The organism is Microbacterium sp. NPDC055521 (assembly GCF_053619695.1).
Map to the genome: position 1 here is coordinate 151,407 of NZ_JBSHJX010000004.1, position 21,934 is coordinate 173,340.

Consider the following 21,934-nt stretch of genomic DNA (forward strand, 5'->3'; position numbering starts at 1 on the left):
GGTGCGTGTGATGATCGTAACGCCGTCGGAAGGGCGCGGACGCCGACTTCGGGCGAGGCCGTTCGGGCGAGCGCGGGATCAGCCCCACACCGACTGCCGCGGGGCGGTGCGTTCGAGCGCCCCGCCCTGCGCGCGAGCCGCGCGCAGCACGACCAGGCCCTCTGCTCCGTTCAGCTCGATCAGCTCGGCGGGGCCGAGAGTCCGCCGCCAGAGTGCCGCGAAGGCCTCGGCGTCGGCTCGCCGTCGTCCGATCTGCTGAGGCACAGTGAGGTAGGTCGGCTGCCGCACCACGCCGACGCGCAGCACGAACCGCGGAGTCCGCACCGGACCGAAGAGCTCCTGCACCGCATCGGCGAGCACCCGTCGCGCCTGCGGCGGAGCATCGAACAGCAGCCGCACTCGCGTCGATCCGTCTGCGAGAGTCTGCGCGCTCGCCGTCACCGCCTCGTCGGGCAGCACCGCGATCCGCTGCGCCGACTGCAGGGCGTGCGACACGGTCAGCGCCGCGAGGTGATGGATCCGCGCCGGATCGGCGCGGAGCCGACGCGCTCGCCGCATGTCCCTGCCGCGCCGGGCGAGCGTGAAGAGCGCCCCGGCGCCGAGCGCCGTGGCGAGACCGCCGAGCCCGGGCATCTGCAGGTCGAGCGGGCCCGAGGTCAAGGCGAGTGCCGCGCCGGTCGCGAGCGTCGACAGTGCGAAGGTGCGGGAGGCGCCCGCGGTCAGCGCCGGGATCACCTGGACGATTCCGCTGCGCCGGGAGCCGCGCACGGCCACCGCCTCCCGCTCCCGGGCCGGCAGCGCCTCGCCGATGCGCCAGTCCGCCCGGGTCTGCGCTCGGGAGCGTTCGGTCGCGAGCACCGCGGTGTTCAGCGCGCCGACATCCGTCTGGGGGTCCTTGGCGACGATCCGCTCGAGCATCTCGCGCTCGGGTGCCGCGAGAGCGGTGCCGAGGCCGGAGACGATCTCGGAGTGGTCGTCGGCGCTGAGCCCCCACAGGTGGCCGTGGCGCCGGGTGAGCCGATCGATCTCGCCCCGGTCGTCGAGCAGGACGTGGGGCGGGATGAGACAGACGACCGACCAGTTGTGCGCCGCCTTGTCGGGCCAGGCGGGATCCAGACGCAGGGTGCGCCCCCGCAGCTGCTGGGTGGCGGTGCTGGTGGCGACGGTGGTCAGATCGACCAGCGTGTTCACGGCCGGGCAGTCCCACCCTTCGCCGAGAAGCCCCCGCGTTCCGATGAGCAGACGCACACGCCCCTCGGTGACGAGACGCGAGACCGCCGCGACCAGGCCCGACCCGCTCACGCCCGTCGCCTGCAGCCGTCGCGTCGCACCAGGTGTCTCGCTGACGTCGACCGCGGTGCCGAGGAGGCGACGGAGGGCGTCGGCGACATCCTGCGCGGCGGCCGCGGTGGTGCGCAGGTGCTCTCCCGTGAGCAGCACGGGCGACAGCGCAGCGGTGATCGGGTCGGCGGCGAGCAGCGCGAAGACGCGCAGCGCACCGGGAGCCGCATCGCCGGTGAGCCCGCGGGAGTTGCCCGACTCGACGACATCGGTGACCACGACCGCGCGCACCCGATCGCCGTCTGCGGTGCCCAGCTCGTGGCGGAGGATCTCGACGGCGGCGTGGTCTTTCGCGACGGAGGTCGCCAGCGTCGACTCGACCGGGCTGCGCCCGCGCCGCAGCCCGCGGTCGGTGAGATGCAGCCCGAAATCCGCCAGCGCCCTCTTCAGGAAGCGCCACTGCGGGTGCGCGCCGGGATCGGCCAGCAGGCGGTCGAGTGCGAACCTGGCGAGCGCCTGCAGCAGGTCGTCGGTGCTCGCTCGCCCGAACAGGTCGGGGTCGAGCAGCGCGACGAGCGGATGCTCAGGCGCGGTCACCCGCAGCACGGACCCGCAGGTGACAGCCAGGGGGAAGTCCGTGCTCAGCGCACGATCGATGTCGCGGCGGGCCCGCTCCTCGGGCGACGGTGCGGAGTCGCCTGCCGCGTCGGGCTCATCGAGCGTCGGCTGAAGCTGGTCGATGAGGAAGCCGACCCCGTCGGGCGAGGAGAGCACCTGGGCGACCAGCTCGTGCAGCTGCGCCTCGCTCCGGCGGATGAAGTCGGCCTCTTGGGGCACGGGTTCGGTGAACCAGACCCGCGCGCGATAGGGAGCGAGGTGTCCCTCCTTCACGACCGCAGGAGTCGGCACCTCGTAGTCGACCTCGCCGAGCAGCTGGCTGTAGTTGTCGAACCCGGTGCCGTCGTCGGGTGAGGGCAGCGTGGCGGTCAGTCCGATCAGCAGGCCGGTGCCCCCGTTCGCGCGGATGCGTGCCCGCAGGTACGCGACGACCAGCGCCCAGTGATCGAGCAGATGATGGCATTCGTCGAGCACCACCGTGTCGACGCCCGCCTCGATCACCCGGTCGATGAGGGCGAGCGCGTTCGGATGCAGCACACGGGCGATCTCGTCGGGCCTGGCCCGGCTGAAGCGGCGCCGCAGCGCCGAGGCGCGACTGCGGATGCCACGGGCGTGCTGCGCCGGGTTGTCGACCGACAGCGTCGCGAGCCAGGTCGCCGCATCGGACGCGGTGCGCCCGGATGCGGTGAGCTCGTCCAGCCACTGCCGGGCGGCCAGCTCGTCGAAGGGCGAGCTGTCGCCGGCGACGCTCAGCCGCTGGTAGGTCAGCACCGTCAGGTCGCTCAGCTCGGCGGGATCGTCTGAGACGGCACTGCCATCGTGCGCGAGATCGCGCGCGGTGCGCACCCACTGATCGCGGATCGTCACGCTGGGAGCGAGCACGAGCGCCCTGCGCCCCGCGCGGACGGCGAGCAGCAGACCGAGCAGAGTCTTGCCCGAGCCGGGAGGGGCGACGATGTGCATCGCCGAACTCGCCGGCCCGGCGGGGATGCTCCGCAGGGCCTCGGCCTGATAGGTCCGCAGCTCGCCGTCGAACCGCCAGTGCGCGAGCGGCCGTGAAAGAAGGGAGTCCATCGATTCGAGCCTGGCATACGGGCGTGCTGTTCGAGCGACCCTCCGCGTTCGGGTAGACTCGTCAACGGCTCTCCGCGTGACGGCATCCAGGCCAATTCCCCCAGGACGGAAACGTAGCAAGGGCAACCGGGCTCTGTCGGGTGCGCGGAGGGTCTTTATCTTCTCCCGAGATCTTCTCCCGAGCGGGTGCCTCACATCGTGCGCGTCGGTCCTGTCTTCCCCCGACACGGACGCCCTGCCTCGTCCGCGTCGCGCCCGACCCTCGGCTCTCTCACCGGATGCCCTGCGAGGATCGACCTGTGACCGCCCCCGCAGCACCTGCCCCGCGCTCCTCGTCAGCCGGCCGCTTCCTCGCGCCCGTGGCGCTGCTCGCCCTGATGTGGGCGATCCAGCTGCTCGACGCCGCGCTGCCGGGGTCGTTCACCGGCTGGGGACTGCGCTCGTGGGACCCCGGCAGCCTTCCCGGCCTCCTGCTCGGCCCGCTGCTGCACGCCGGCTGGGCGCATCTGATCAGCAACTCGCTGCCCCTGCTCGTGCTCGGCTGTCTGGTGGCGGTGGAGGGCGCGAAGCGCTTCTGGGCGGTGACGGGCATCATCGCCGTGGTGGGCGGCGCCGGAACCTGGCTGCTGAACGCCCCGGGGACCCTCACCGTCGGCGCGTCCGTGCTCGTGTTCGGGTACTTCGGGTACACCGTGCTGCGGGTGCTCGCACCAGGACGTGTCGTGCACCGCATCGCCTACGCGGCGATCGCCCTGATCGTCGTCGTGCTCTACGGCGCGACCGTGCTCACCGGCATCTTCGGCGCCGGCACCGGGGTGTCGTGGCAGGCGCATCTGTTCGGGGCGATCGGCGGGGGCATCGCCGCGCTGGCCGTTCGACGGCCCCATCGGGGCGCTCACGCGCCTGTGCGATCGTGAGCGCTCGCCGCGGCGGCCGCACGACGCGGTCGCGGTCGCGCGCGCAGCGCCGGCGAGGGCTCAGGGCCGCTGCGGTCACTGCGGGGGTCGCGCTGCTGGCATCCGGTGCTCTCGCGATCCTCGCCCTCGTCACCGCTCCCCGAGCGGAGGGCTACTGTCTCGATGATCCTGCGGTGTACCCGGCATTCGGAGTGAGCGGATGGCGCGGCGAGCAGCTCGAGAACGCCGCGACCGTCGTGCGCACGGCACGCGAGCTCGGGTTCGCGCGCGACGGCCAGATCATCGGCGTCATGGCGGCGATGGGCGAGAGCTCGCTGCGCAACCTCGATCACGGCGACTGGGAGACCTCGGGCGTCGTGAACCCCGACGGCAGCCGCACGACGAGCATCGGACTCTTCCAGCAGCAGGAGTGGTGGGGAAGCGTCGCCGAGCGGATGGATCCGGTCACCGCGTCGTCGATGTTCTTCACGCGCCTGAGGCGCGTGCCCCACTGGCAGAGCCTCGAGCCGTCGAACGCCATCAACCGGGTGCAGATCAACTCCGACCCCGAGCACTACGCCCGATTCGCCGACGACGCCGCCGCCGTAGTGGATGCCCTGTCCGGTCCGTGCCCTTCGCCAGGCTCAGGGACCCAGACAGGCTCTGGGCCTCGACCAGCACCGACGAGCGGTCACTAGGCTGGTCACGTGGCACGCAGCATCTACATCACGTCTGCCGAAGGACACACGGGCAAGTCGACGATCGCGCTCGGCGTGCTCGACGCCGTGATGCGCGTCTCGCCCCGGGTCGGTGTGTTCCGGCCCATCATCCGCTCGGCCGACGAGCGCGACACCGTGCTCGATCTGCTGCTGGCGCACGACGGCGTGCACCTCGAATACGACGACTGCATCGGCGTCACCTATGACGACGTGCGCCGCGACCCTGAAGCCGCGCTGGGTACGATCGTCGCGCGCTTCAAAGCGGTCGAGGCGCAGTGCGATGCCGTCATCGTCGTCGGCAGCGACTACACCGACGTGGCGGGCCCCGCCGAGCTCGGCTACAACGCGAGGATCGCCGCCAACCTGGGTGTGCCGGTGATGCTCGTGCTCTCGGGGCGCGACAGTCAGAAACAGGCCGAGCAGCTCGGCACGACCACCGCACGCACCTCCGCGCAGGTGCAGCAGCTCGCCGCGCTGGCGATCGCCGAGCTCGCCGCCGAGCGAGCGGAGCTGTTCGCTCTCGTCGTCAACCGCGCCGAGTCCGGCCAGCTCGCCGAGATCGTCGAGCTGATCGACGACGGCCGCACCCCGGTCTGGGCCATTCCCGAAGAGCGCTCCCTCGTCGCGCCCTCGATGCGAGGGATCATGCGCGCCGTCGGCGGGCGACTCGTGCGCGGTGGCGACGAGCTGCTCGAGCGCGAGGCGTACAGCATCGTGATCGCGGGCATGTCCATGGTCAACGTGCTGCCGCGCCTGACCGAGGGTGCGGTCGTCGTGATCGCCGCCGACCGCACCGAGACGCTGCTCGCCACGGTGCTCGCCGCAGCGTCCGGCACCTTCCCCGACCTCGCGGGCATCGTGCTGAACGGGCCCTTCGAGCTGCCCGAGCCGATCCTGCAGCTCATCGACGGATTCGAGCTGCTCGTGCCCATCATCACCACCGACCTGGGCACCTTCGACACAGCGGTGCGGATCATGGGTTCGCGCGGCCGGATGAGCCCCGAATCAGCGCAGCGCTATCAGACCGCGCTCGAGCTGTTCCAGAAGCACGTCGACATCTCCGAGCTGACCGAGCAGATGGGCCTGGCCGAGTCGACGGTCGTCACGCCGTTGATGTTCCAGTACGGGCTCATCGAGCGGGCGCGCAGCGATCGCAAGCGGATCGTCCTCCCCGAGGGCTCCGACGATCGGATCCTGCGGGCGGCGTCCATCCTGCTCGCGCGCGAGGTCGCCGACCTCACGATCCTCGGTGACGAGGCGGGCGTCCGCGCCCGTGCCGGCGCGCTCGGACTCGACATCTCCGCTGCGCAGGTGCTCAGCCCCACCGACCCGGCACTCGTGCGGCGGTTCGCGCAGGAGTACGCCCGCCTGCGCGCACACAAGGGCGTCACGCTGCAGCAGGCTGCCGACACGGTCACCGACGTGTCGTACTTCGGAACCATGATGGTGCACCTCGGCCTCGCCGACGGCATGGTGTCGGGTGCGGCGCACACCACAGCGCACACCATCCGCCCCTCGTTCGAGATCATCAAGACCAAGCCCGGCGTCGAGGTCGTCTCGAGCGTCTTCCTGATGGCGCTCGCCGACCGGGTGCTCGTGTACGGCGACTGCGCCGTGATCCCCGACCCCACCAGTGCGCAGCTGGCCGACATCGCGATCTCCTCGGCGGCGACCGCCCGGCGCTTCGGCATCGATCCCCGCGTCGCGATGCTGTCGTACTCGACAGGTGAGTCCGGCTCGGGCGCCGATGTCGAGAAGGTGCGTGCGGCCACCGCGCTGGTGCGCGAGCGCGAGCCCCTGCTGCCCGTCGAGGGGCCGATCCAGTACGACGCAGCCGCCGATGCCGCGGTCGCGAAGGCCAAGCTGCCCGGCTCCGAGGTCGCGGGACGTGCCACGGTGTTCGTCTTCCCCGACCTCAACACCGGCAACAACACCTACAAGGCGGTGCAGCGCTCGGCCGGCGCGGTGGCGATCGGTCCGGTGCTGCAGGGTCTGAACAAGCCGATCAACGACCTGTCGCGCGGAGCGCTCGTCGACGACATCGTGAACACCGTCGCGATCACGGCGATCCAGGCACAAGGAGAGCAGGCATGAACAGCGCTGTGTCGAACCGACTCGAGCAGACGTCGCAGGGCTCCGTGCTCGTCATCAACAGCGGCTCCTCATCGCTGAAGTACAGCCTCATCGATCCCTCCCGCGAACTCCAGCTGGGCAGCGGACTCATCGAGCGCATCGGAGAGGATTCGGGAACCGTCAGCCACACCGCACGCGTGACGGCCCAGCCCGGCGAGCCCGCCCCGACGATCCTCGACTTGCGCCACTCCGAAGAGCGGCCGATCGCAGATCATCACGAGGCGTTCGCCGTCATGCTCGCCCAGTTCGCCGAGCACGGGCCCGACCTCGACGACCAGCCGCCCGTAGCGGTCGGCCATCGGGTGGTGCACGGCGGAGCACGGTTCTTCGAGCCGACGGTGATCACCTCTCTGGTCGAGATCAACATCGACGACCTCAGCGTTCTGGCTCCGCTGCACAACCCGGCGAACCTGGCCGGAATCCGGGCGGCGCGCGCGGCCTTCCGCGACGTGCCCCATGTGGCCGTGTTCGACACCGCCTTCCACCAGACCCTCCCCCCGGCGGCCTACACGTACGCTCTCGATGCCGCCACCGCTGACGAGCACCGCATCCGCCGCTACGGATTCCACGGCACGAGCCACAAGTACGTCTCGGAGGCTGCGGCATCCTTCCTCGGCCGCGATCTCGCGCAGCTGCGTCAGATCGTGCTGCACCTCGGCAACGGGGCATCCATGACCGCCGTCGACGGCGGCCGGTCGGTCGAGACGTCGATGGGCTTCACCCCCCTCGAGGGGCTCGTGATGGGCACCCGCACCGGCGACATCGACCCGGCGGCGCTGTTCCACCTGTCCCGCCGCGCCGGACTCGGCACGGATGCGCTCGACGAGCTGCTCAACAGGCGCAGCGGACTGCTCGGTCTCGCCGGCCGCAGCGACATGCGCGACATCCTCACAGGCCGCGCCGCGGGGGAGGAGGCGGCGACGCTGGCCTACGACGTGTACGTGCACCGGCTCCGCGCCTACCTCGGGGCCTTTGTCGCGCAGCTGGGCGGCGTGGATGTCATCGTGTTCACAGCCGGCGTCGGCGAGAACGCCGTCGACGTGCGCGCCGACGCGCTCGCCACGCTCGGATTCCTCGGCGTGAAGGTCGACGCGGAGCGGAACGGCGCCCGCGGGCGCGGCATCCGGCGCATCTCCTCGGACGATTCGCGCGTCGAGGTGCTCGTCGTGCCCACCCACGAGGAGCTCGAGATCGCCCGCCAGACGCTCTCGGCCATCTGACGGCACCCGCACCGCTCCGCACGCTCACTAGGCTGGACGAGCCCGTCCGACCCAGGAGGTTCCATGTCTGACGCTCTCCCCGATCTGCACCGCACCGCCGGTGTGCTCTTCGACCTGGACGGTGTGCTGACCCCCACCGCCGAAGTGCACATGCGCGCCTGGCAGAAGGTGTTCGACGAGGTCTTCGCGCGCTGGGGCATCGAGCCCGCGTACACCGACGACGACTACTTCGCGTACGTCGACGGCAAGAAGCGCTACGACGGGGTCGCCAGCCTGCTGCGCAGCCGCAACGTAGAGCTGCCGTGGGGAGAGGTCACCGACCCGCCCGAGGCCGATACGGTGTGCGGAGTCGGCAACCGCAAGAACGACGCGTTCGTCGCCGTGCTGCGCAGCGGAGGGATCGTCCCGTACCCCGGCTCGCTCGCGCTGCTCGAGAGCCTGCGCGACGCCGGCGTGCCGATGGGCGTCGTGTCGAGCTCGAAGAATGCCGGCGAGGTGCTCGCGAGCGCGGGCATTCGCGACTTCTTCCGCGTCGTCGTCGACGGGCTCGTCGCCGAGCGCGACCACCTCGCCTCGAAACCCGCACCGGACATGTTCCGCGACGGTGCGCGGATGCTGGGAGTCGACCCCTCCGAGGCCATCGCCGTGGAGGACGCCGTGTCCGGCGTCGCCTCGGCGGCCGCCGCAGGATACGGCGCCGTGGTCGGCGTCGACCGCGGCGCGGGGGCATCGAATCTGCGTGAGGCGGGTGCGACCTGTATCGTCGATGATCTTGCCCGTCTGCTCCACGACGCGCAGAACTGACCCCCCTCACACGCTTTCGGAGAGAGCATGATCGATCGCGACCGCTACCCCGTCGACCCTTGGCGTCTCGTCGAGACCCGCTACGACGAGGAGGGGGTGTCGGAGACCGTCTTCACCGTGGCCAACGGCTATCTGGGTCTGCGTGGCAACCACATCGAGGGTCGCGGGGCGCACGAGCACGGCACCTTCATCAACGGGCTCCACGAGACCTGGCCGATCCGCCACGCTGAGCAGGCCTACGGGTTCGCGGAGGTCGGGCAGACGATCGTGAACGCGCCCGACGCGAAGGTCATGCGCGTGTACATCGACGACGAGCCACTCTCGTTCGACGAGATGGAGGTGCACGAGTACTCGCGGTCGCTCGACATGCGCACCGGTGTTGTCGAGCGCAACGTCGTCTGGCTGACGCCGTCGGGCAAGCGCGTGCGCATGCGCGACGAGCGGATGGTGAGCTTCGAGGAGCGTCACCTGGCCGTGCTGCGTCTCGAGGTCACCGTCGAGAACGCCGACGCGCCGGTCACGGTCAGCTGCCAGATGCTCAACCGGCAGGACGGTGCGGGCATCTACGCCGGCGACCCCATGGCGAGCAAGGCCGACCGCAAGGCGGGTTTCGATCCGCGCAAGGCCGACCGGATCACCGAGCGTGTGCTGCAGCCCGTCGAGTACTGGCAGGACGGACTGCGCTCGGCGCTGTCGTACAGCGTCTCGGATTCGGGCATGACGGTGGCGGTCGTCGCCGATCACCTCATCGAGACCGAGAACGAGTACAGCGCCCGCACGCTCGTCGAGCCCGACATCGCGAAGAACGTCTTCCGGATCCAGGCGAAGGCGGGCCAGCCCATCAGGATCAGCAAGATCGTCAGCTACCACAGCTCTCGTGGCGTGCCGCCCCGCGAGCTCGTCGACCGGTGCCGGCGTTCGCTCGACCGGGTCGGGGTGGAGGGGGTGGATGCCCTGTTCGCCGCGCAGCGCACGTGGCTCGACGCGTTCTGGGAGCGCTCAGATGTGCGCATCGCCGGACACGACGACCTGCAGCAGGCCACCCGCTGGTGCCTGTTCCAGCTCGCGCAGGCGGCGTCGCGCGCCGACGGTAACGGCGTCGCGGCGAAGGGGCTGACGGGCTCCGGGTACAGCGGGCACTACTTCTGGGACACCGAGATCTACGTGCTGCCGTTCCTGACGTACACGTCGCCGCAGTGGGCGAAGAACGCGCTGCGCGCGCGGGCGATGATGCTTCCGGCGGCACGCCGCCGCGCCGCCCAGCTCAACGAGGCGGGCGCGCTGTTTCCGTGGCGCACGATCAACGGCGAGGAGGCCTCGGCGTATTACGCCGCCGGCACCGCCCAGTATCACATCAACGCCGACGTCAGCTACGCACTCGGCAAGTACGTGCGGGCCACCGGCGACCTCGACTTCCTGCGGCGGGAGGGCGCCGACATCGCCGTCGAGACCGCTCGCCTGTGGGCGACGCTCGGCTTCTGGCGCGGCACGAACGGCGACTCGACCTTCCACATCCACGGCGTGACCGGCCCCGACGAGTACACCACCGTCGTCAACGACAACCTCTACACGAACGTCATGGCCAGGTACAACCTGCGCCTCGCCGCGCGCATCGTCGGTGAGATGGCCGAGAAGGCACCTGCCGCGTATGCGGCACTGGTCGAGCGCACCGGCCTCGACGACGGCGAGCGGGATGCGTGGCTGCGAGCGGCCGAGGCGATCCACATCCCATACAGCGAGGCGCTGGGAATCCACCCTCAGGACGCGTTCTTCCTGGAGCGCGAGGTGTGGGATCTCGAGGGTACGCCGCCCGAGATGCGTCCACTGCTGCTGCACTACCACCCGCTGGTGATCTACCGCTTCCAGGTGCTCAAGCAGGCCGATGTCGTGCTCGCGCTGTTCCTGCAGGGCAACCTGTTCACCGAAGAGGAGAAGCTGGCCGACTTCGACTACTACGACCCGCTGACCACGGGCGACTCGACCCTGTCGGCCGTCGTGCAGTCGATCATGGCGGCCGAGGTGGGCTACCAGGACCTCGCCCGCAAGTACTTCGAGCATGCGTTGTACGTCGATCTGGCCGACCTGCACAACAACGCCGGCGACGGGGTGCACGTGGCGTCGGCGGGCGGCGTGTGGACCGTGCTGGTCAGCGGCTTCGGCGGCATGCGCGACCACGACGGCGAGCTGAGCTTCGATCCCCGTCTGCCTGTCGACTGGCCGGAGCTGTCGTACCCGCTGCAGTGGCGCGGCTCGCAGCTGCAGATCACCATCACGCGCAATCAGCTGCGTCTCGAGGTGCACGACGGCGATGCCGTCGAGTTCACCGTGCGCGGCGTCGCGCACCGCGCGGCGGTGGGGGAGCCGGCGTCGGTGCTGCTCGCGGGGCAGGGCCCGGTGCGCCCGGGACGGCCGACGCTGCGCGGTCTCGAGGATGCCCGTCGCGACGACGGCACACGCCTGACGATCTCGCTTCCGGTGACCACGACGACGATCCCCATCATCGACGCCTATGAGGATTGATCCGCCCTGCCCCTCCGCCACGGCGGAGGGGGATCGGGCGGGCTGATGTCGGCGGCACGCCGTAGGCTGAACGGGTGACGACAGCCCTGTACCGCCGCTACCGGCCCGAGACCTTCGGTGAGATGATCGGGCAGTCCCAGGTGACCGATCCGCTCATGACCGCGCTGCGTGGCGACCGCGTCGGTCACGCCTATCTCTTCTCCGGCCCGCGAGGCTGCGGCAAGACCACGTCGGCCCGCATCCTCGCGCGCTGCCTGAACTGCGCAGAGGGCCCGACCGACACACCCTGCGGCGTCTGCCCCAGCTGCGTCGAGCTGTCCCGGGCTGGCGGCGGCTCGCTCGATGTGGTCGAGATCGACGCCGCGAGCCACAACGGCGTCGATGACGCGCGCGACCTGCGCGAGCGCGCGACGTTCGCGCCCAGTCGGGACAGGTTCAAGATCTTCATCCTCGACGAGGCGCACATGGTCACCCCGCAGGGTTTCAACGCCCTGCTGAAACTGGTCGAGGAGCCGCCCGCTCACGTGAAGTTCATCTTCGCGACCACCGAGCCCGAGAAGGTGCTCGGCACGATCCGCTCGCGCACCCACCACTATCCGTTCCGCCTGGTGCCGCCCGCGGCGATGCTCGAGTACGTCGAGAAGCTCTGCGGTGAAGAGGGCGTGCAGGTCGAGCAGGGCGTGCTCGCGCTGGTCGTGCGTGCCGGTGGCGGATCGCCGCGCGACACGCTGTCGCTGCTCGATCAGCTGATCGCCGGATCGGATGAGGGCAACGTGACGTATGAGCGTGCCGTCGCACTGCTCGGCTACACGCACGCCGCGCTGCTCGACGAGATCGTCGACGCGCTCGCCGACGCCGACGCCGCGACGGCGTTCCCCGCAGTCGATCGTGTCGTGCAGACCGGGCAGGACCCTCGCCGCTTCGTCGACGACCTGCTCGAGCGCCTTCGCGACCTCATCGTGATCGAGGCGGTGGGCGACGGCGCGTCGGCGGTGCTGCGCGGCATCCCCGCTGACGAGATGGAGCGCATGCAGGCGCAGGCCGCCTCGTTCGGCGCTGCGCGGCTCTCGCGCACCGCCGACCTCGTGAGCCAGGCACTCGACGACATGAGCGGAGCGACCTCGCCCCGGCTGCACCTGGAGCTGATGATCGCGCGCGTGCTCGCGGGATCGTCGACGGATGCCGGGATCGCGCAGTCCGCGTCGGCTGCCGCTGCCGCCCCTGCCGCACAGACCCCTGCCGCAGCGACGCCTCCGGCGGTGCAGCCTCCTGCCGCGGCGCTGAGCCCTGCCGCACAGACCCCTGCCGCACAGACCCCTGCCGCAGCGACGCGCTCGGCTTCTGCGGCCGAGCCGACGGTGTCGCCCGTGATCGTCGAGAACCTCACCGGCTCGGGCGCAGGTGCGCCGAGGCTGCAGGAGGGTGCGCCCTCCGGCTCGGCCTCCGCAGCAGGCGACTCCGCGGCACCCCCTGCGCCGACGGCATCCACCGCAGCTGACCCCGAGACCGTGGTGCCCACATCGAGCGGACCCGTGACCTTCGAGCGCATCGCCGCGGCATGGCCGTCGGTGCTCGCCCGCCTCGAGACCATCAGCCGCTCCTCCTGGCTGATCGTGACCGGCATCCAGCCGCTCGCGTTCGACCCGGAGACGACGGTGCTCACCCTCGGCTTCTCGGGCCCGAGCGACGTGCCGCGGTTCAAGGGCACCACCCCCGGCAACAACACGTCGGACCATCTCCGCACGGCGATCGAGCACGAGTTGGGCGTCACCGTGAAGTACCTCCCCGCGCCGCTGCCACCCGGCGGCGGGGGAGCAGCAGCGCCCACCGGTCCATCCCCCGCCGGAACGGGGCCGGGTGCGGCGCCCGCCGGATCGGGACCGAAGTCGACTCCGTCGCGCCCCGCCGCGAGAGATGACGACGCCCCGGCTGCCGGCTGGGCCAATCCGATGAGCGGCCCGCAGGAGCTCCGCGGTGCGAAGGGCGGTGCGTCAGCACCGCCGCGATCGGATGACGGGGGAACAGCATCCGGTGGCACGCGCTCCGCCTCGGCGGCGGTCACCGACTGGGCCGTTGCGCCGATCCCGGCATCCGCGCCGGCGACGACCGCCCCGGTTCTGACCGCACCGATCGCCGCCGCCGCTCGCGTGCCGAGCTCGAGCGCACCCGTGGCGGCGCCGAGCGCACCGCAGCCGCAGTTCCCCGTCGACGACGAGCCTGCCGAAATCGAAGCCGCCGCCTCGGCACCACAGCCCCCCCACGACGGTGACGTCGACGCACCGCCGCCACCCGACGACTACCCGCCGTACGACGAACCGCCGTACGACCCGGAATACGACGAGCCGCGTCGCCCGGCCACCGGCTCCGGGGCGTCCGCCCCGGCACCGGTCTCCGCGCCGGCACCGCCGCCGGCGCCCGCGCGCCCGTCACTCCGCGCGGTGCCGCCGCCCGCGAACCGCCCACAGGCCTCCGACGGCGTCGAGCGTCGTGGTGAGGCCGTGATCCGGCAGGTGCTCGGTGCGAAGTTCCTGCGTGAAGAGCCCTACCAGCCCCCCTCGAGGTTCGCCTGATGTACGACGGAATCGTCCAAGAGCTGATCGACGAATTCGGTCGCCTGCCCGGCATCGGTCCGAAATCCGCGCAGCGCATCGCATTTCACATCCTGCAGACGCCGTCGTTCGACGTCGCGCGTCTGTCCGAGCTGCTCACCGAGGTGCGCGCGCGGGTGCGCTTCTGCGAGGTGTGCGGCAACGTGTCCGAGCAGGATCGCTGCACCATCTGCCGCGACCCCCGGCGCGATCCCGAGCTCATCTGCGTCGTGGAAGATGCCAAGGACGTGTCGGCCATCGAGCGCACCCGGGAGTTCCGGGGTCTGTACCACGTGCTCGGCGGAGCGATCAGCCCGATCGCAGGCGTCGGCCCCGACGACCTGCGGATCGCGCAGCTGATGACCCGGCTCGCCGACGGCACCGTGCAGGAGGTGATCCTCGCCACGAACCCCAACCTCGAGGGCGAGGCGACCGCCAGCTATCTCAGTCGTCTGCTGACCAGCATGTCGATCACCGTGTCGCGGCTGGCATCGGGACTGCCCGTCGGGGGAGACCTCGAATACGCGGACGAGGTGACGCTGGGGCGGGCCTTCGAGGGCCGTCGCCGGCTATGAGCGCGCACCAGGCGGGATTCACCCGCCGAGGCTGGGTGCTGTTCGCGATCATGGCGTTCGTGTGGGGCATCACCTACCTCTTCATCAAAGAGGCCGTGCAGTCGTACTCGCCGCCCGCGGTGGTCGCCGGGCGCACCCTGCTCGGTGGACTGATCCTGCTGCCGTTCGCGCTGCGCGCCGGCGCACTCGCGGCGGCATGGAAGCACTGGCCCTGGGTTCTCGCCTTCGGTCTCGTCGAGATGGCGGGGCCCTTCCTGCTGCTCAGCCACGCCGAGACGCAGCTGCCGTCCGGTCTCACCGGGCTGCTCGTGTCGACGGTTCCGCTCTTCGCCGTGATCATCGCGCTGCTGCGTGGCGATCGAACCGCACTGTCGCCCATCCGGCTCGGCGGACTGCTGCTCGGCTTCGCCGGCGTCGCCGTGGTCGTGGCCGGCCCCGGCCTGTTCCCGCACGGCCCGAGCAGCGCGTTCGCGATCGCCGAGATCCTCTTGACCGCGGTGCTGTACGCGATCGCGCCGTTCATCATCGCCCTCAAGCTGAAGGATGTGCCCTCGCTCGGCACGATCACCCTCGCACTGTTCGCCATCGGAATGGGCTACCTGCCGGCGGCTCTGCTCACCCAGCACGAGGTGCCCACCGTCCGCGCCACGGTGTCGCTGCTGCTGCTCGGCATCGTCTGCACGGCGCTCGCGTTCGTCGCCTTCTTCGCGCTGATCCGCGAAGTGGGCCCGGTGCGGGCCCCGCTGTTCACCTACGTCAATCCGATCGTCGCCGTCGTGCTCGGCGCCATCGTGCTCGCCGAGCCGCTCACCCCCGGCCTGCTGATCGGCTTCCCGATCGTGCTGATCGGATGCTGGTTCGCCGCGACCGGTGGGCGGCTGAAGCCGCGGGGCGACGCTGCGGATCTCACCACGGGACCCATCACCACAGCCGAGACGGCGGAGGTGATCGTGCCGGACATCCCGGCAGCCGTCGACGACCGGCCGGATTCGGGTGCCCGGCCCGGCTCCGGAGACCGCGGCTGACCGCACCACCCGCGGTCGTCACACGTCACATGCGCGGGGCGGTATGAGAGTGATTTGTAGAATGAGGCTGGGCGGATCCGCCCTTCGTCCCCGGGAGTGATCGTGGCCCTGATCGTGCAGAAGTACGGCGGTTCGTCCGTCGCCGACGCGGAGAGCATCAAGCGCGTCGCCAAGCGCATCGTCGACACCCGTCGGGCCGGTCACGACGTCGTCGTCGCCGTCAGCGCAATGGGTGACACGACCGACGAGATGCTCGACCTCGCGCACGAGGTCGCGCCGATCCCCGCACCCCGCGAGCTCGACATGCTGCTGTCGAGCGGTGAGCGCATCTCGATGGCGCTGCTCGCCATGGCCATCCACTCCATGGGCTTCGAGGCGCGATCGTTCACCGGCAGCCAGGCCGGCATGATCACCGACTCGCATCACGGCAAGGCCCGCATCGTCGATGTCACCCCGGTGCGCCTGCGCGACGCGCTCGATGAGGGCGCGATCGTCATCGTCGCCGGCTTCCAGGGCTTCAACCGCGACACCCGCGACATCACCACGCTCGGGCGCGGCGGTTCCGACACCACCGCCGTCGCCCTCGCCGCAGCCCTGAACGCCGACGTCTGCGAGATCTACAGCGACGTCGACGGCATCTACACCGCAGACCCGCGCGTCATCCCGCGTGCCCGCAAGCTCGAGCACGTCTCCAGCGAGGAGATGCTCGAGCTCGCCGCCAACGGCGCGAAGGTGCTCTACATCCGCGCCGTCGAGTATGCCCGCCGTCACGGTGTGCTCATCCATGCCCGCTCGACCTTCTCGTCGTCCGAGGGCACGTACGTTCTGGGCGAGGGCATGAAGAACCCGCGCGCCACCGAGGGAGAAGTCATGGAAGAACCGATCGTCGCCGGAGTCGCCACCGACCTGAGCCAGGCCAAGATCACCGTCGCCGGCGTGCCCGATGTGCCGGGCAAGGCCGCCGAGATCTTCAAGATCGTCTCGAAGTCCGGCGCGAACGTCGACATGATCGTGCAGAACGTCTCTGCGGCATCCACCGGCCGCACCGACATCTCATTCACCCTTCCCAAGGCCGATGCCCCGACGACTCTCAAGGCGCTCGCCGCCGAGCAGAGCGAGGTCGGCTTCGAGAACCTGCTGCACGACGACCAGATCGGCAAGCTGTCGGTCGTGGGCGCGGGGATGCGCACGCATTCCGGCGTGTCGGAGATTCTCTTCGAGGCGCTCAGCGCCGGCGGCATCAACATCGAGATGATCTCGACCTCCGAGATCCGCATCTCGGTCGTGCTCCGCGGCGACGACCTCGCCGAGGCCGCGCGCGCGGTGCACAGCGCCTACGGCCTCGACAGCGAGATCGAGGCCGTCGTGCACGCCGGCACGGGCCGCTGACCCGACGTCTGAAGTGCCGGACCCGCACTCAGCGGCAACCGGATAGACTCACCGCAACCCTGACATCGGTGCCAGGCACAGCGTCCGCACCACGGGGCTGAGCCTGGCGCATCGCCCGCTCGCCAAGGATTCCCCATGACCCGTATCTCCGATTCCGGATTCTCGATCGCCATCATCGGCGCGACCGGCCAGGTCGGCACCGTGATGCGCGACATTCTCGTGGAGCGCTCGTTCCCGGTGCGTGAGCTGCGCCTGTTCGCCTCCGCGCGCTCCGCCGGCACCGTCATCGACTTCGCCGGCGTCGAGGTGACCGTCGAAGACATCGAGACCGCGGATGCCTCGGGCATCGACATCGCGCTGTTCTCCGCCGGCGCCACCGCCAGCCGCGCGTACGCGGAGACGTTCGCCGCGGCCGGAGCGGTCGTCGTCGACAACTCCAGCGCCTGGCGGATGGATCCCGAGGTTCCGCTCGTGGTGAGCGAAGTGAATCCGGATGCCATGGACGAGCGACCCAAGGGCATCATCGCCAACCCGAACTGCACCACCATGGCCGCCATGCCCGTGCTGAAGGCGCTGCACGCCGAGGCGGGACTCGAGCGTCTGATCGTCAGCACCTACCAGGCGGTCTCCGGCTCTGGCATCGCCGGGGCGGAGGAGCTGCTCGGTCAGGTCGAGAACGTTCTCGAGCAGGGCGACACCCTGCGCCTCGTGCACGACGGTTCGGCCGTCGAGTTCCCCACGCCGGAGAAGTACGTCGCCCCCATCGCCTTCGACGTCATCCCGCTCGCCGGCGCCGTGGTCGACGACGGCGAGAACGAGACGGATGAGGAGAAGAAGCTCCGCAACGAGAGCCGCAAGATCCTCGGTCTTCCCGACCTGCGCGTGGCCGGCACGTGCGTGCGGGTGCCCGTCTTCACCGGCCACTCGCTGTCGATCCACGCGGAGTTCGCGAACGACATCACGCCCGAGCGTGCGCGCGAGGTGCTGGCATCCGCCCCCGGCGTGGTGCTCGACGAGGTTCCCACCCCGCTGCACGCGGCCGGCAAGGACCCGAGCTTCGTCGGGCGCATCCGCGCCGACCAGTCGGCCCCGGAGGGCAAGGGCCTGGTGCTCTTCATCAGCAACGACAACCTGCGCAAAGGCGCGGCGCTCAACGCCGTGCAGATCGCTGAGGAGCTCGCCAAACGCCTCGCACCGGCCGCCGTCTGAACTCATGGGCGGGGCGCAGGGCGCCCCGCCCAGCCGGAAATCCGCACTGTTGTGGACGACTAGACTGTTCTGGTGACCGAAACCGTCGATGTCGTTCTGATCGGTGGGGGCATCATGTCCGCCACGCTGGGTACCCTGCTGCACGAGCTGCAGCCGGACTGGAAGATCGTCGCCTACGAGCGACTCGGTGGCGTCGCACAGGAGAGCTCGAACCCGTGGAACAACGCGGGCACCGGTCACGCCGCCCTGTGCGAGCTGAACTACATGCCGCAGGGCAAGGACGGGTCTCTCGACCCGGCCAAGGCGATCTCGATCAACGAGCAGTTCCAGCAGAGCCGTGAGTTCTGGTCGACGCTCGTCGAGCGCGGCATCCTCGACGGTCCGTCGACGTTCATCAACTCGGTGCCGCACATGACCTTCGTGCGGGGAGAGAAGGACGTCGCGTTCCTCAAGGCCCGGTACGAGGTGCTCAAGAACCAGCCGCTGTTCGCCGGCATCGAGTACAGCGAGGATTCCCGCGTCATCAACAAGTGGGCTCCGCTGCTCATGCAGAAGCGGCGCAAGGGCGAGCCGTTCGCCGCGACCCGGGTGCCGTCCGGCACCGACGTCGACTTCGGCGCGCTGACCCACCAGCTCTTCGACCACCTCGCCACATCAGGCGTCGAGGTGCGCACCGATCATGAGGTGCGCAGCCTCAAGCGTCAGAGCGACGGCAGCTGGCTCGTCAAGTACCGTCACGTCATCGGCCGCACCCCGGGCCAGGTGAAGGCGCGCTTCGTCTTCGTCGGCGCCGGTGGCTGGGCGCTCAAGCTGCTGCAGAACAGCGGCATCCCCGAGGTCAAGGGGTACGGCGTCTTCCCGATCGGCGGTCAGTGGCTGAAGACGACCGACCCGAAGCTCGTCTCGCAGCACCAGGCCAAGGTGTACTCGCAGGCGGCGATCGGCGCGCCGCCGATGTCCGTGCCGCACCTCGACACCCGCGTCGTCGACGGCGAGAAGTCGCTGATGTTCGGGCCGTTCGCCACCTTCAGCCCCAAATTCCTCAAGCACGGCTCGATGCTCGACATCGTCACACAGGTGCGCCCGCACAACCTGTGGCCGATGCTGCGCGTAGCCTTCGCGAATCCCGATCTCATCACCTACCTGATCAGCGAGCTGGTCAAGGGCCACCGCAAGAAGGTCGACAACCTGCGCACCTTCGTGCCGACGGCGCGCGATGACGACTGGGAGCTGATCCAGGCTGGTCAGCGCGCCCAGGTGATGAAGAAGGACCCGCAGAAGGGCGGCATCCTGCAGTTCGGAACCGAGGTCGTCGCGGCCGAGGACGGCACGATCGCGGGTCTGCTCGGCGCATCGCCCGGCGCGTCGACTGCCGTGCCGATCATGCTCGGGCTGCTCAAGCGCTGCTTCCCCGAGCAGTACGCCGGCTGGGAGCCGAAGCTGAAGGAGCTCATCCCGACGATGGGCAACCGGCTCAACGACGACGCGGGCGCCGCCGAGAAGTCGATGGGCACGACCGCATCCGTCCTGTCGCTCACGGCCTGACCGCACGACCGTGGCGAAGCTGTACTTCCGCTACGGCGCGATGAACTCGGGCAAGTCGACCGCCCTGCTGCAAGCCGCCTACAACTACGAGGAGCGCGGTCAGCGGGTGCTGCTGGCCAAGCCCGAGATCGACACCAAGGGTGCGTCGCAGATCGAGAGCCGACTCGGCATGACACGCCAGGTGGACTTCCTCATCGGGCCGCGCGACGAGGCCCGAGCGCTGTTCGCCGGTGAGCGCCGGCGGGTGCTCGCCGACCCTCTGCAGCCCGCGGAGCCGAGCGACGTCGCGTGCCTGCTGGTCGATGAGGCGCAGTTCCTGACGACGGAGCAGATCGACGACCTGTTCCGCATCGCGGTGCTCGATGGCATCCCGGTGATGGCTTACGGCATCCGCAACGACTTCCGCACCCACGCGTTCCCCGGGTCGGCGCGCCTGCTCGCGATCGCCCATTCGCTGGAAGAGCTCAAGACCATCTGCCGGTGCGGGCGCAAAGCGGTATTCAACGGCCGCATGGTCGACGGCCGGTTCGTGTTCGCCGGCGATCAGGTCGCGATCGACGGTGCCGAGGTGACCTACCAGTCGCTGTGCGGCAGATGCTACCTCGACGAGTCCGGCGGCGTCCTCGCCTGACCGAGTTGTGTGGTCTGACCACGCCCGCGGATTCTTCTCGACGACGTCGTCGACACTCGAGGAGTGCTCGAGGACGCCGTCCTCGCGCGGCTGCGCACCGATCCCGAGCGCGATCTGTCGTCGGTCCGCGGGATCCTGCGGAAGATGGATGCCGCCGAGCTGACCCCGGCCGAGTTCCTCGCGCTGGACGCCGAACTGCACTATGCGCTCGCGGAAGCGTCCGGCAACACCGTGATCGCCGCCATGATGGCCGGGCTGCGCACCGCCATCGAGTCGTACATCCTGGCCGGGGCGGAGCGGATCGACGACTGGGATGCCATGGCTGCCCGCCTGCGGGCCGAGCATCACGCCATCATCGAACGCCGTCGAGCGCGGAGACGATCGCGCGCGCTCTCTCATGCACGCGCACATCACCGGCTACTCCGCCGCCGCAGGGCTCACGCCCGGCTCATACTGACACGCTCCCGAAAGGACAGCCGCCGTTGGTCACCCGCCGTCGACCGCGCGATCGAGATCCTGCGCATCGAGATCGAGCGCATCATGCGGCTGCTCGGCGTCTCGGCACTGACCGACCTCGAGCCCGCGCACGTCACCCAGCTGGCGCGCCTGGTGCCGATCCTGCGCTGACGAGACGCGGGAAGAGGCGCTCGCGCCGAGCGCCCGGCCTCAGCGCGCGACGGGGGCGGGAAGGGTCGCGATCAGGGCATCCAGCTTGTCGGCCGTGTCCTGCCAGCCGTCGACGGCGATCGACGGCACTCCGATGGCCAGCACCGGGTAGTCGTTGCCGCCCTCGTCGAGCCGGTCGCCGTAGAAGAGCATCTCGTCGAGACGGATGCCGGTGTGCTCGGCGAGCTTCTGCATGCCGTAAGCCTTGTCGATGCCGGCGCGAGTGATGTCGATCGACGTGGAACCACCCGATCGCACCTCCAGCCCCGGCAGCCGTGGCGCCACCGCGTCGCGCAGCGCCGCACGCCGCTCGCCGGTGGGATCCCAGGCGTGCTTGGCGTCTCGCGGAGCGCGCTGTCCGAGCGCGGAGAAGGTGATCTGCGATCCCCGGTCCTCGAGGATGTCACCCCACGGCTCCGGCTCCCACAGGCCCAGCCGCTCGGCCTCCTCCTGCAGGGCGGTGAGGGCTGCCGTCTTCTCGTCATCGGTCAGGTCGTGCGCGTACACCGGGGTGAACCCTGCGCCGTCGTGGCGCAGGTAGCGCGTGCCGCACGTGGGCAGCAGATGCAGGCGCGAGCTCTCGTCGATCCCCAGATCGTCGAGACGGGCGATGACCTGCGTGCGGAACTGCTGTTCGTTGCCGCCCGAGATGATCGCGACATCCACGCGCCGCAGCAGGTCGCGAAGCAGCGCGGCGATCCGATCGTCGATCTCGCCCTTCGACGGGGCGAGCGTGTCATCGAGGTCGAAGGCGACCAGGCGGGGGTGGCTCATGATGCTCCAGCTTATTGAGGTTCCCTGTGAGGCTGTGGCAGGCGGCGCGCGGAGCTCCTGCGCCCTGGCCCGCTGACATTCTCGAGCATGCAGAAAGGGACCCGCCTCTGGCGGGTCCCTTTCTGGATGCTGTCGGGGTGACAGGATTTGAACCTGCGGCCTCTTCGTCCCGAACGAAGCGCGCTACCAAGCTGCGCCACACCCCGTGATTGCAACCGTTCAAGTCTACATGGCTCGCGGTGCAACCACGAATCACGCAGTGCATCC

The 21,934-nt window shown here is 70.1% G+C and carries 15 protein-coding genes, 1 tRNA gene, 1 other RNA gene and 2 pseudogenes; 16 read left to right on the forward strand and 3 right to left on the reverse strand.

The features are described 5' to 3' along the window. Positions 1 to 78: 78 nt before the first annotated feature. Positions 79 to 2,973 (reverse strand): DEAD/DEAH box helicase family protein, encoded by a 2,895-nt coding sequence (locus tag ACWGSM_RS06000; RefSeq protein ID WP_452322028.1) that lies wholly within the window; start codon positions 2,971 to 2,973, stop codon positions 79 to 81. A gap of 63 nt (positions 2,974 to 3,036) precedes the next feature. On the opposite strand from ACWGSM_RS06000, the gene ffs reads away from it, so the two are divergent. From ffs to ACWGSM_RS06080, 16 genes and pseudogenes are all read left to right on the forward strand, one after another. Further along, an RNA gene (gene ffs, locus ACWGSM_RS06005) (signal recognition particle sRNA small type) lies at positions 3,037 to 3,133 on the forward strand. 139 nt (positions 3,134 to 3,272) lie between these two features. Continuing rightward, positions 3,273 to 3,890, forward strand: coding sequence for a rhomboid family intramembrane serine protease (locus ACWGSM_RS06010; RefSeq protein ID WP_452322029.1), 618 nt, complete (start codon positions 3,273 to 3,275; stop codon positions 3,888 to 3,890). Beyond that, on the forward strand, positions 3,887 to 4,567 hold the full coding sequence (locus ACWGSM_RS06015; RefSeq protein WP_452322030.1) for a hypothetical protein: 681 nt from the start codon (positions 3,887 to 3,889) through the stop codon (positions 4,565 to 4,567). The genes ACWGSM_RS06010 and ACWGSM_RS06015 overlap by 4 nt, the downstream gene beginning before the upstream one ends. A 9-nt stretch (positions 4,568 to 4,576) precedes the next feature. Further along, on the forward strand, positions 4,577 to 6,682 hold the full coding sequence (gene pta / locus ACWGSM_RS06020; RefSeq protein WP_452322031.1) for a phosphate acetyltransferase: 2,106 nt from the start codon (positions 4,577 to 4,579) through the stop codon (positions 6,680 to 6,682). Continuing rightward, positions 6,679 to 7,941 carry an acetate/propionate family kinase gene (locus tag ACWGSM_RS06025; protein ID WP_452322032.1) on the forward strand — a complete coding sequence of 421 codons (1,263 nt, stop codon included), beginning with the start codon at positions 6,679 to 6,681 and terminating at the stop codon, positions 7,939 to 7,941. Before pta ends, ACWGSM_RS06025 begins: the two co-directional genes overlap by 4 nt. A gap of 63 nt (positions 7,942 to 8,004) precedes the next feature. Beyond that, a complete protein-coding gene (locus ACWGSM_RS06030; protein WP_452322033.1) occupies positions 8,005 to 8,745 on the forward strand; it encodes an HAD family hydrolase in 741 nt (246 codons plus the stop codon). Between the two features lie 27 nt (positions 8,746 to 8,772). After that, positions 8,773 to 11,265, forward strand: a complete 2,493-nt coding sequence (locus ACWGSM_RS06035; RefSeq protein ID WP_452322034.1) for a glycoside hydrolase family 65 protein — start codon at positions 8,773 to 8,775, stop codon at positions 11,263 to 11,265. A 74-nt stretch (positions 11,266 to 11,339) separates the two neighbouring features. Beyond that, positions 11,340 to 13,835, forward strand: coding sequence for a DNA polymerase III subunit gamma and tau (locus ACWGSM_RS06040; RefSeq protein ID WP_452322035.1), 2,496 nt, complete (start codon positions 11,340 to 11,342; stop codon positions 13,833 to 13,835). Beyond that, a complete protein-coding gene (gene recR, locus ACWGSM_RS06045; RefSeq protein WP_452322036.1) occupies positions 13,835 to 14,428 on the forward strand; it encodes a recombination mediator RecR in 594 nt (197 codons plus the stop codon). Before ACWGSM_RS06040 ends, recR begins: the two co-directional genes overlap by 1 nt. Next, positions 14,425 to 15,453 (forward strand): DMT family transporter, encoded by a 1,029-nt coding sequence (locus ACWGSM_RS06050; protein WP_452322037.1) that lies wholly within the window; start codon positions 14,425 to 14,427, stop codon positions 15,451 to 15,453. The genes recR and ACWGSM_RS06050 overlap by 4 nt, the downstream gene beginning before the upstream one ends. A 102-nt stretch (positions 15,454 to 15,555) precedes the next feature. Beyond that, on the forward strand, positions 15,556 to 16,842 hold the full coding sequence (locus ACWGSM_RS06055) for an aspartate kinase (protein ID WP_452322038.1): 1,287 nt from the start codon (positions 15,556 to 15,558) through the stop codon (positions 16,840 to 16,842). 135 nt (positions 16,843 to 16,977) lie between these two features. After that, entirely contained in the window at positions 16,978 to 18,051 is a 1,074-nt protein-coding gene (locus tag ACWGSM_RS06060; RefSeq protein WP_452322039.1) for an aspartate-semialdehyde dehydrogenase, read from the forward strand. A 72-nt stretch (positions 18,052 to 18,123) separates the two neighbouring features. Beyond that, entirely contained in the window at positions 18,124 to 19,596 is a 1,473-nt protein-coding gene (locus tag ACWGSM_RS06065) for a malate:quinone oxidoreductase (RefSeq protein ID WP_452322040.1), read from the forward strand. 10 nt (positions 19,597 to 19,606) lie between these two features. Further along, positions 19,607 to 20,227 (forward strand): thymidine kinase, encoded by a 621-nt coding sequence (locus ACWGSM_RS06070; protein WP_452322041.1) that lies wholly within the window; start codon positions 19,607 to 19,609, stop codon positions 20,225 to 20,227. Positions 20,228 to 20,290: 63 nt separating this feature from the next. Then, a pseudogene (locus tag ACWGSM_RS06075) lies at positions 20,291 to 20,578 on the forward strand (FCD domain-containing protein); the annotation flags it as partial. Between the two features lie 144 nt (positions 20,579 to 20,722). Beyond that, a pseudogene (locus ACWGSM_RS06080) lies at positions 20,723 to 20,854 on the forward strand (alpha-hydroxy-acid oxidizing enzyme); the annotation flags it as partial. A 39-nt stretch (positions 20,855 to 20,893) separates the two neighbouring features. Here the strand turns inward: ACWGSM_RS06080 and ACWGSM_RS06085 are convergent. Beyond that, entirely contained in the window at positions 20,894 to 21,667 is a 774-nt protein-coding gene (locus ACWGSM_RS06085; protein WP_452322042.1) for an HAD hydrolase family protein, read from the reverse strand. A gap of 132 nt (positions 21,668 to 21,799) precedes the next feature. Next, positions 21,800 to 21,873 (reverse strand) — tRNA-Pro (locus tag ACWGSM_RS06090). Positions 21,874 to 21,934: the final 61 nt, after the last annotated feature.

What these genes read in the sequence shown, in the direction of transcription:
- ACWGSM_RS06000 (WP_452322028.1), bottom strand. Translation starts at nt 2,973, where the DNA reads ATGGACTCCCTTCTTTCACGGCCGCTCGCGCACTGGCGGTTCGACGGC.
- ACWGSM_RS06025 (WP_452322032.1), top strand. Translation starts at nt 6,679, where the DNA reads ATGAACAGCGCTGTGTCGAACCGACTCGAGCAGACGTCGCAGGGCTCC.
- ACWGSM_RS06030 (WP_452322033.1), top strand. Translation starts at nt 8,005, where the DNA reads ATGTCTGACGCTCTCCCCGATCTGCACCGCACCGCCGGTGTGCTCTTC.
- ACWGSM_RS06035 (WP_452322034.1), top strand. Translation starts at nt 8,773, where the DNA reads ATGATCGATCGCGACCGCTACCCCGTCGACCCTTGGCGTCTCGTCGAG.
- recR (WP_452322036.1), top strand. Translation starts at nt 13,835, where the DNA reads ATGTACGACGGAATCGTCCAAGAGCTGATCGACGAATTCGGTCGCCTG.
- ACWGSM_RS06050 (WP_452322037.1), top strand. Translation starts at nt 14,425, where the DNA reads ATGAGCGCGCACCAGGCGGGATTCACCCGCCGAGGCTGGGTGCTGTTC.
- ACWGSM_RS06060 (WP_452322039.1), top strand. Translation starts at nt 16,978, where the DNA reads ATGACCCGTATCTCCGATTCCGGATTCTCGATCGCCATCATCGGCGCG.
- ACWGSM_RS06085 (WP_452322042.1), bottom strand. Translation starts at nt 21,667, where the DNA reads ATGAGCCACCCCCGCCTGGTCGCCTTCGACCTCGATGACACGCTCGCC.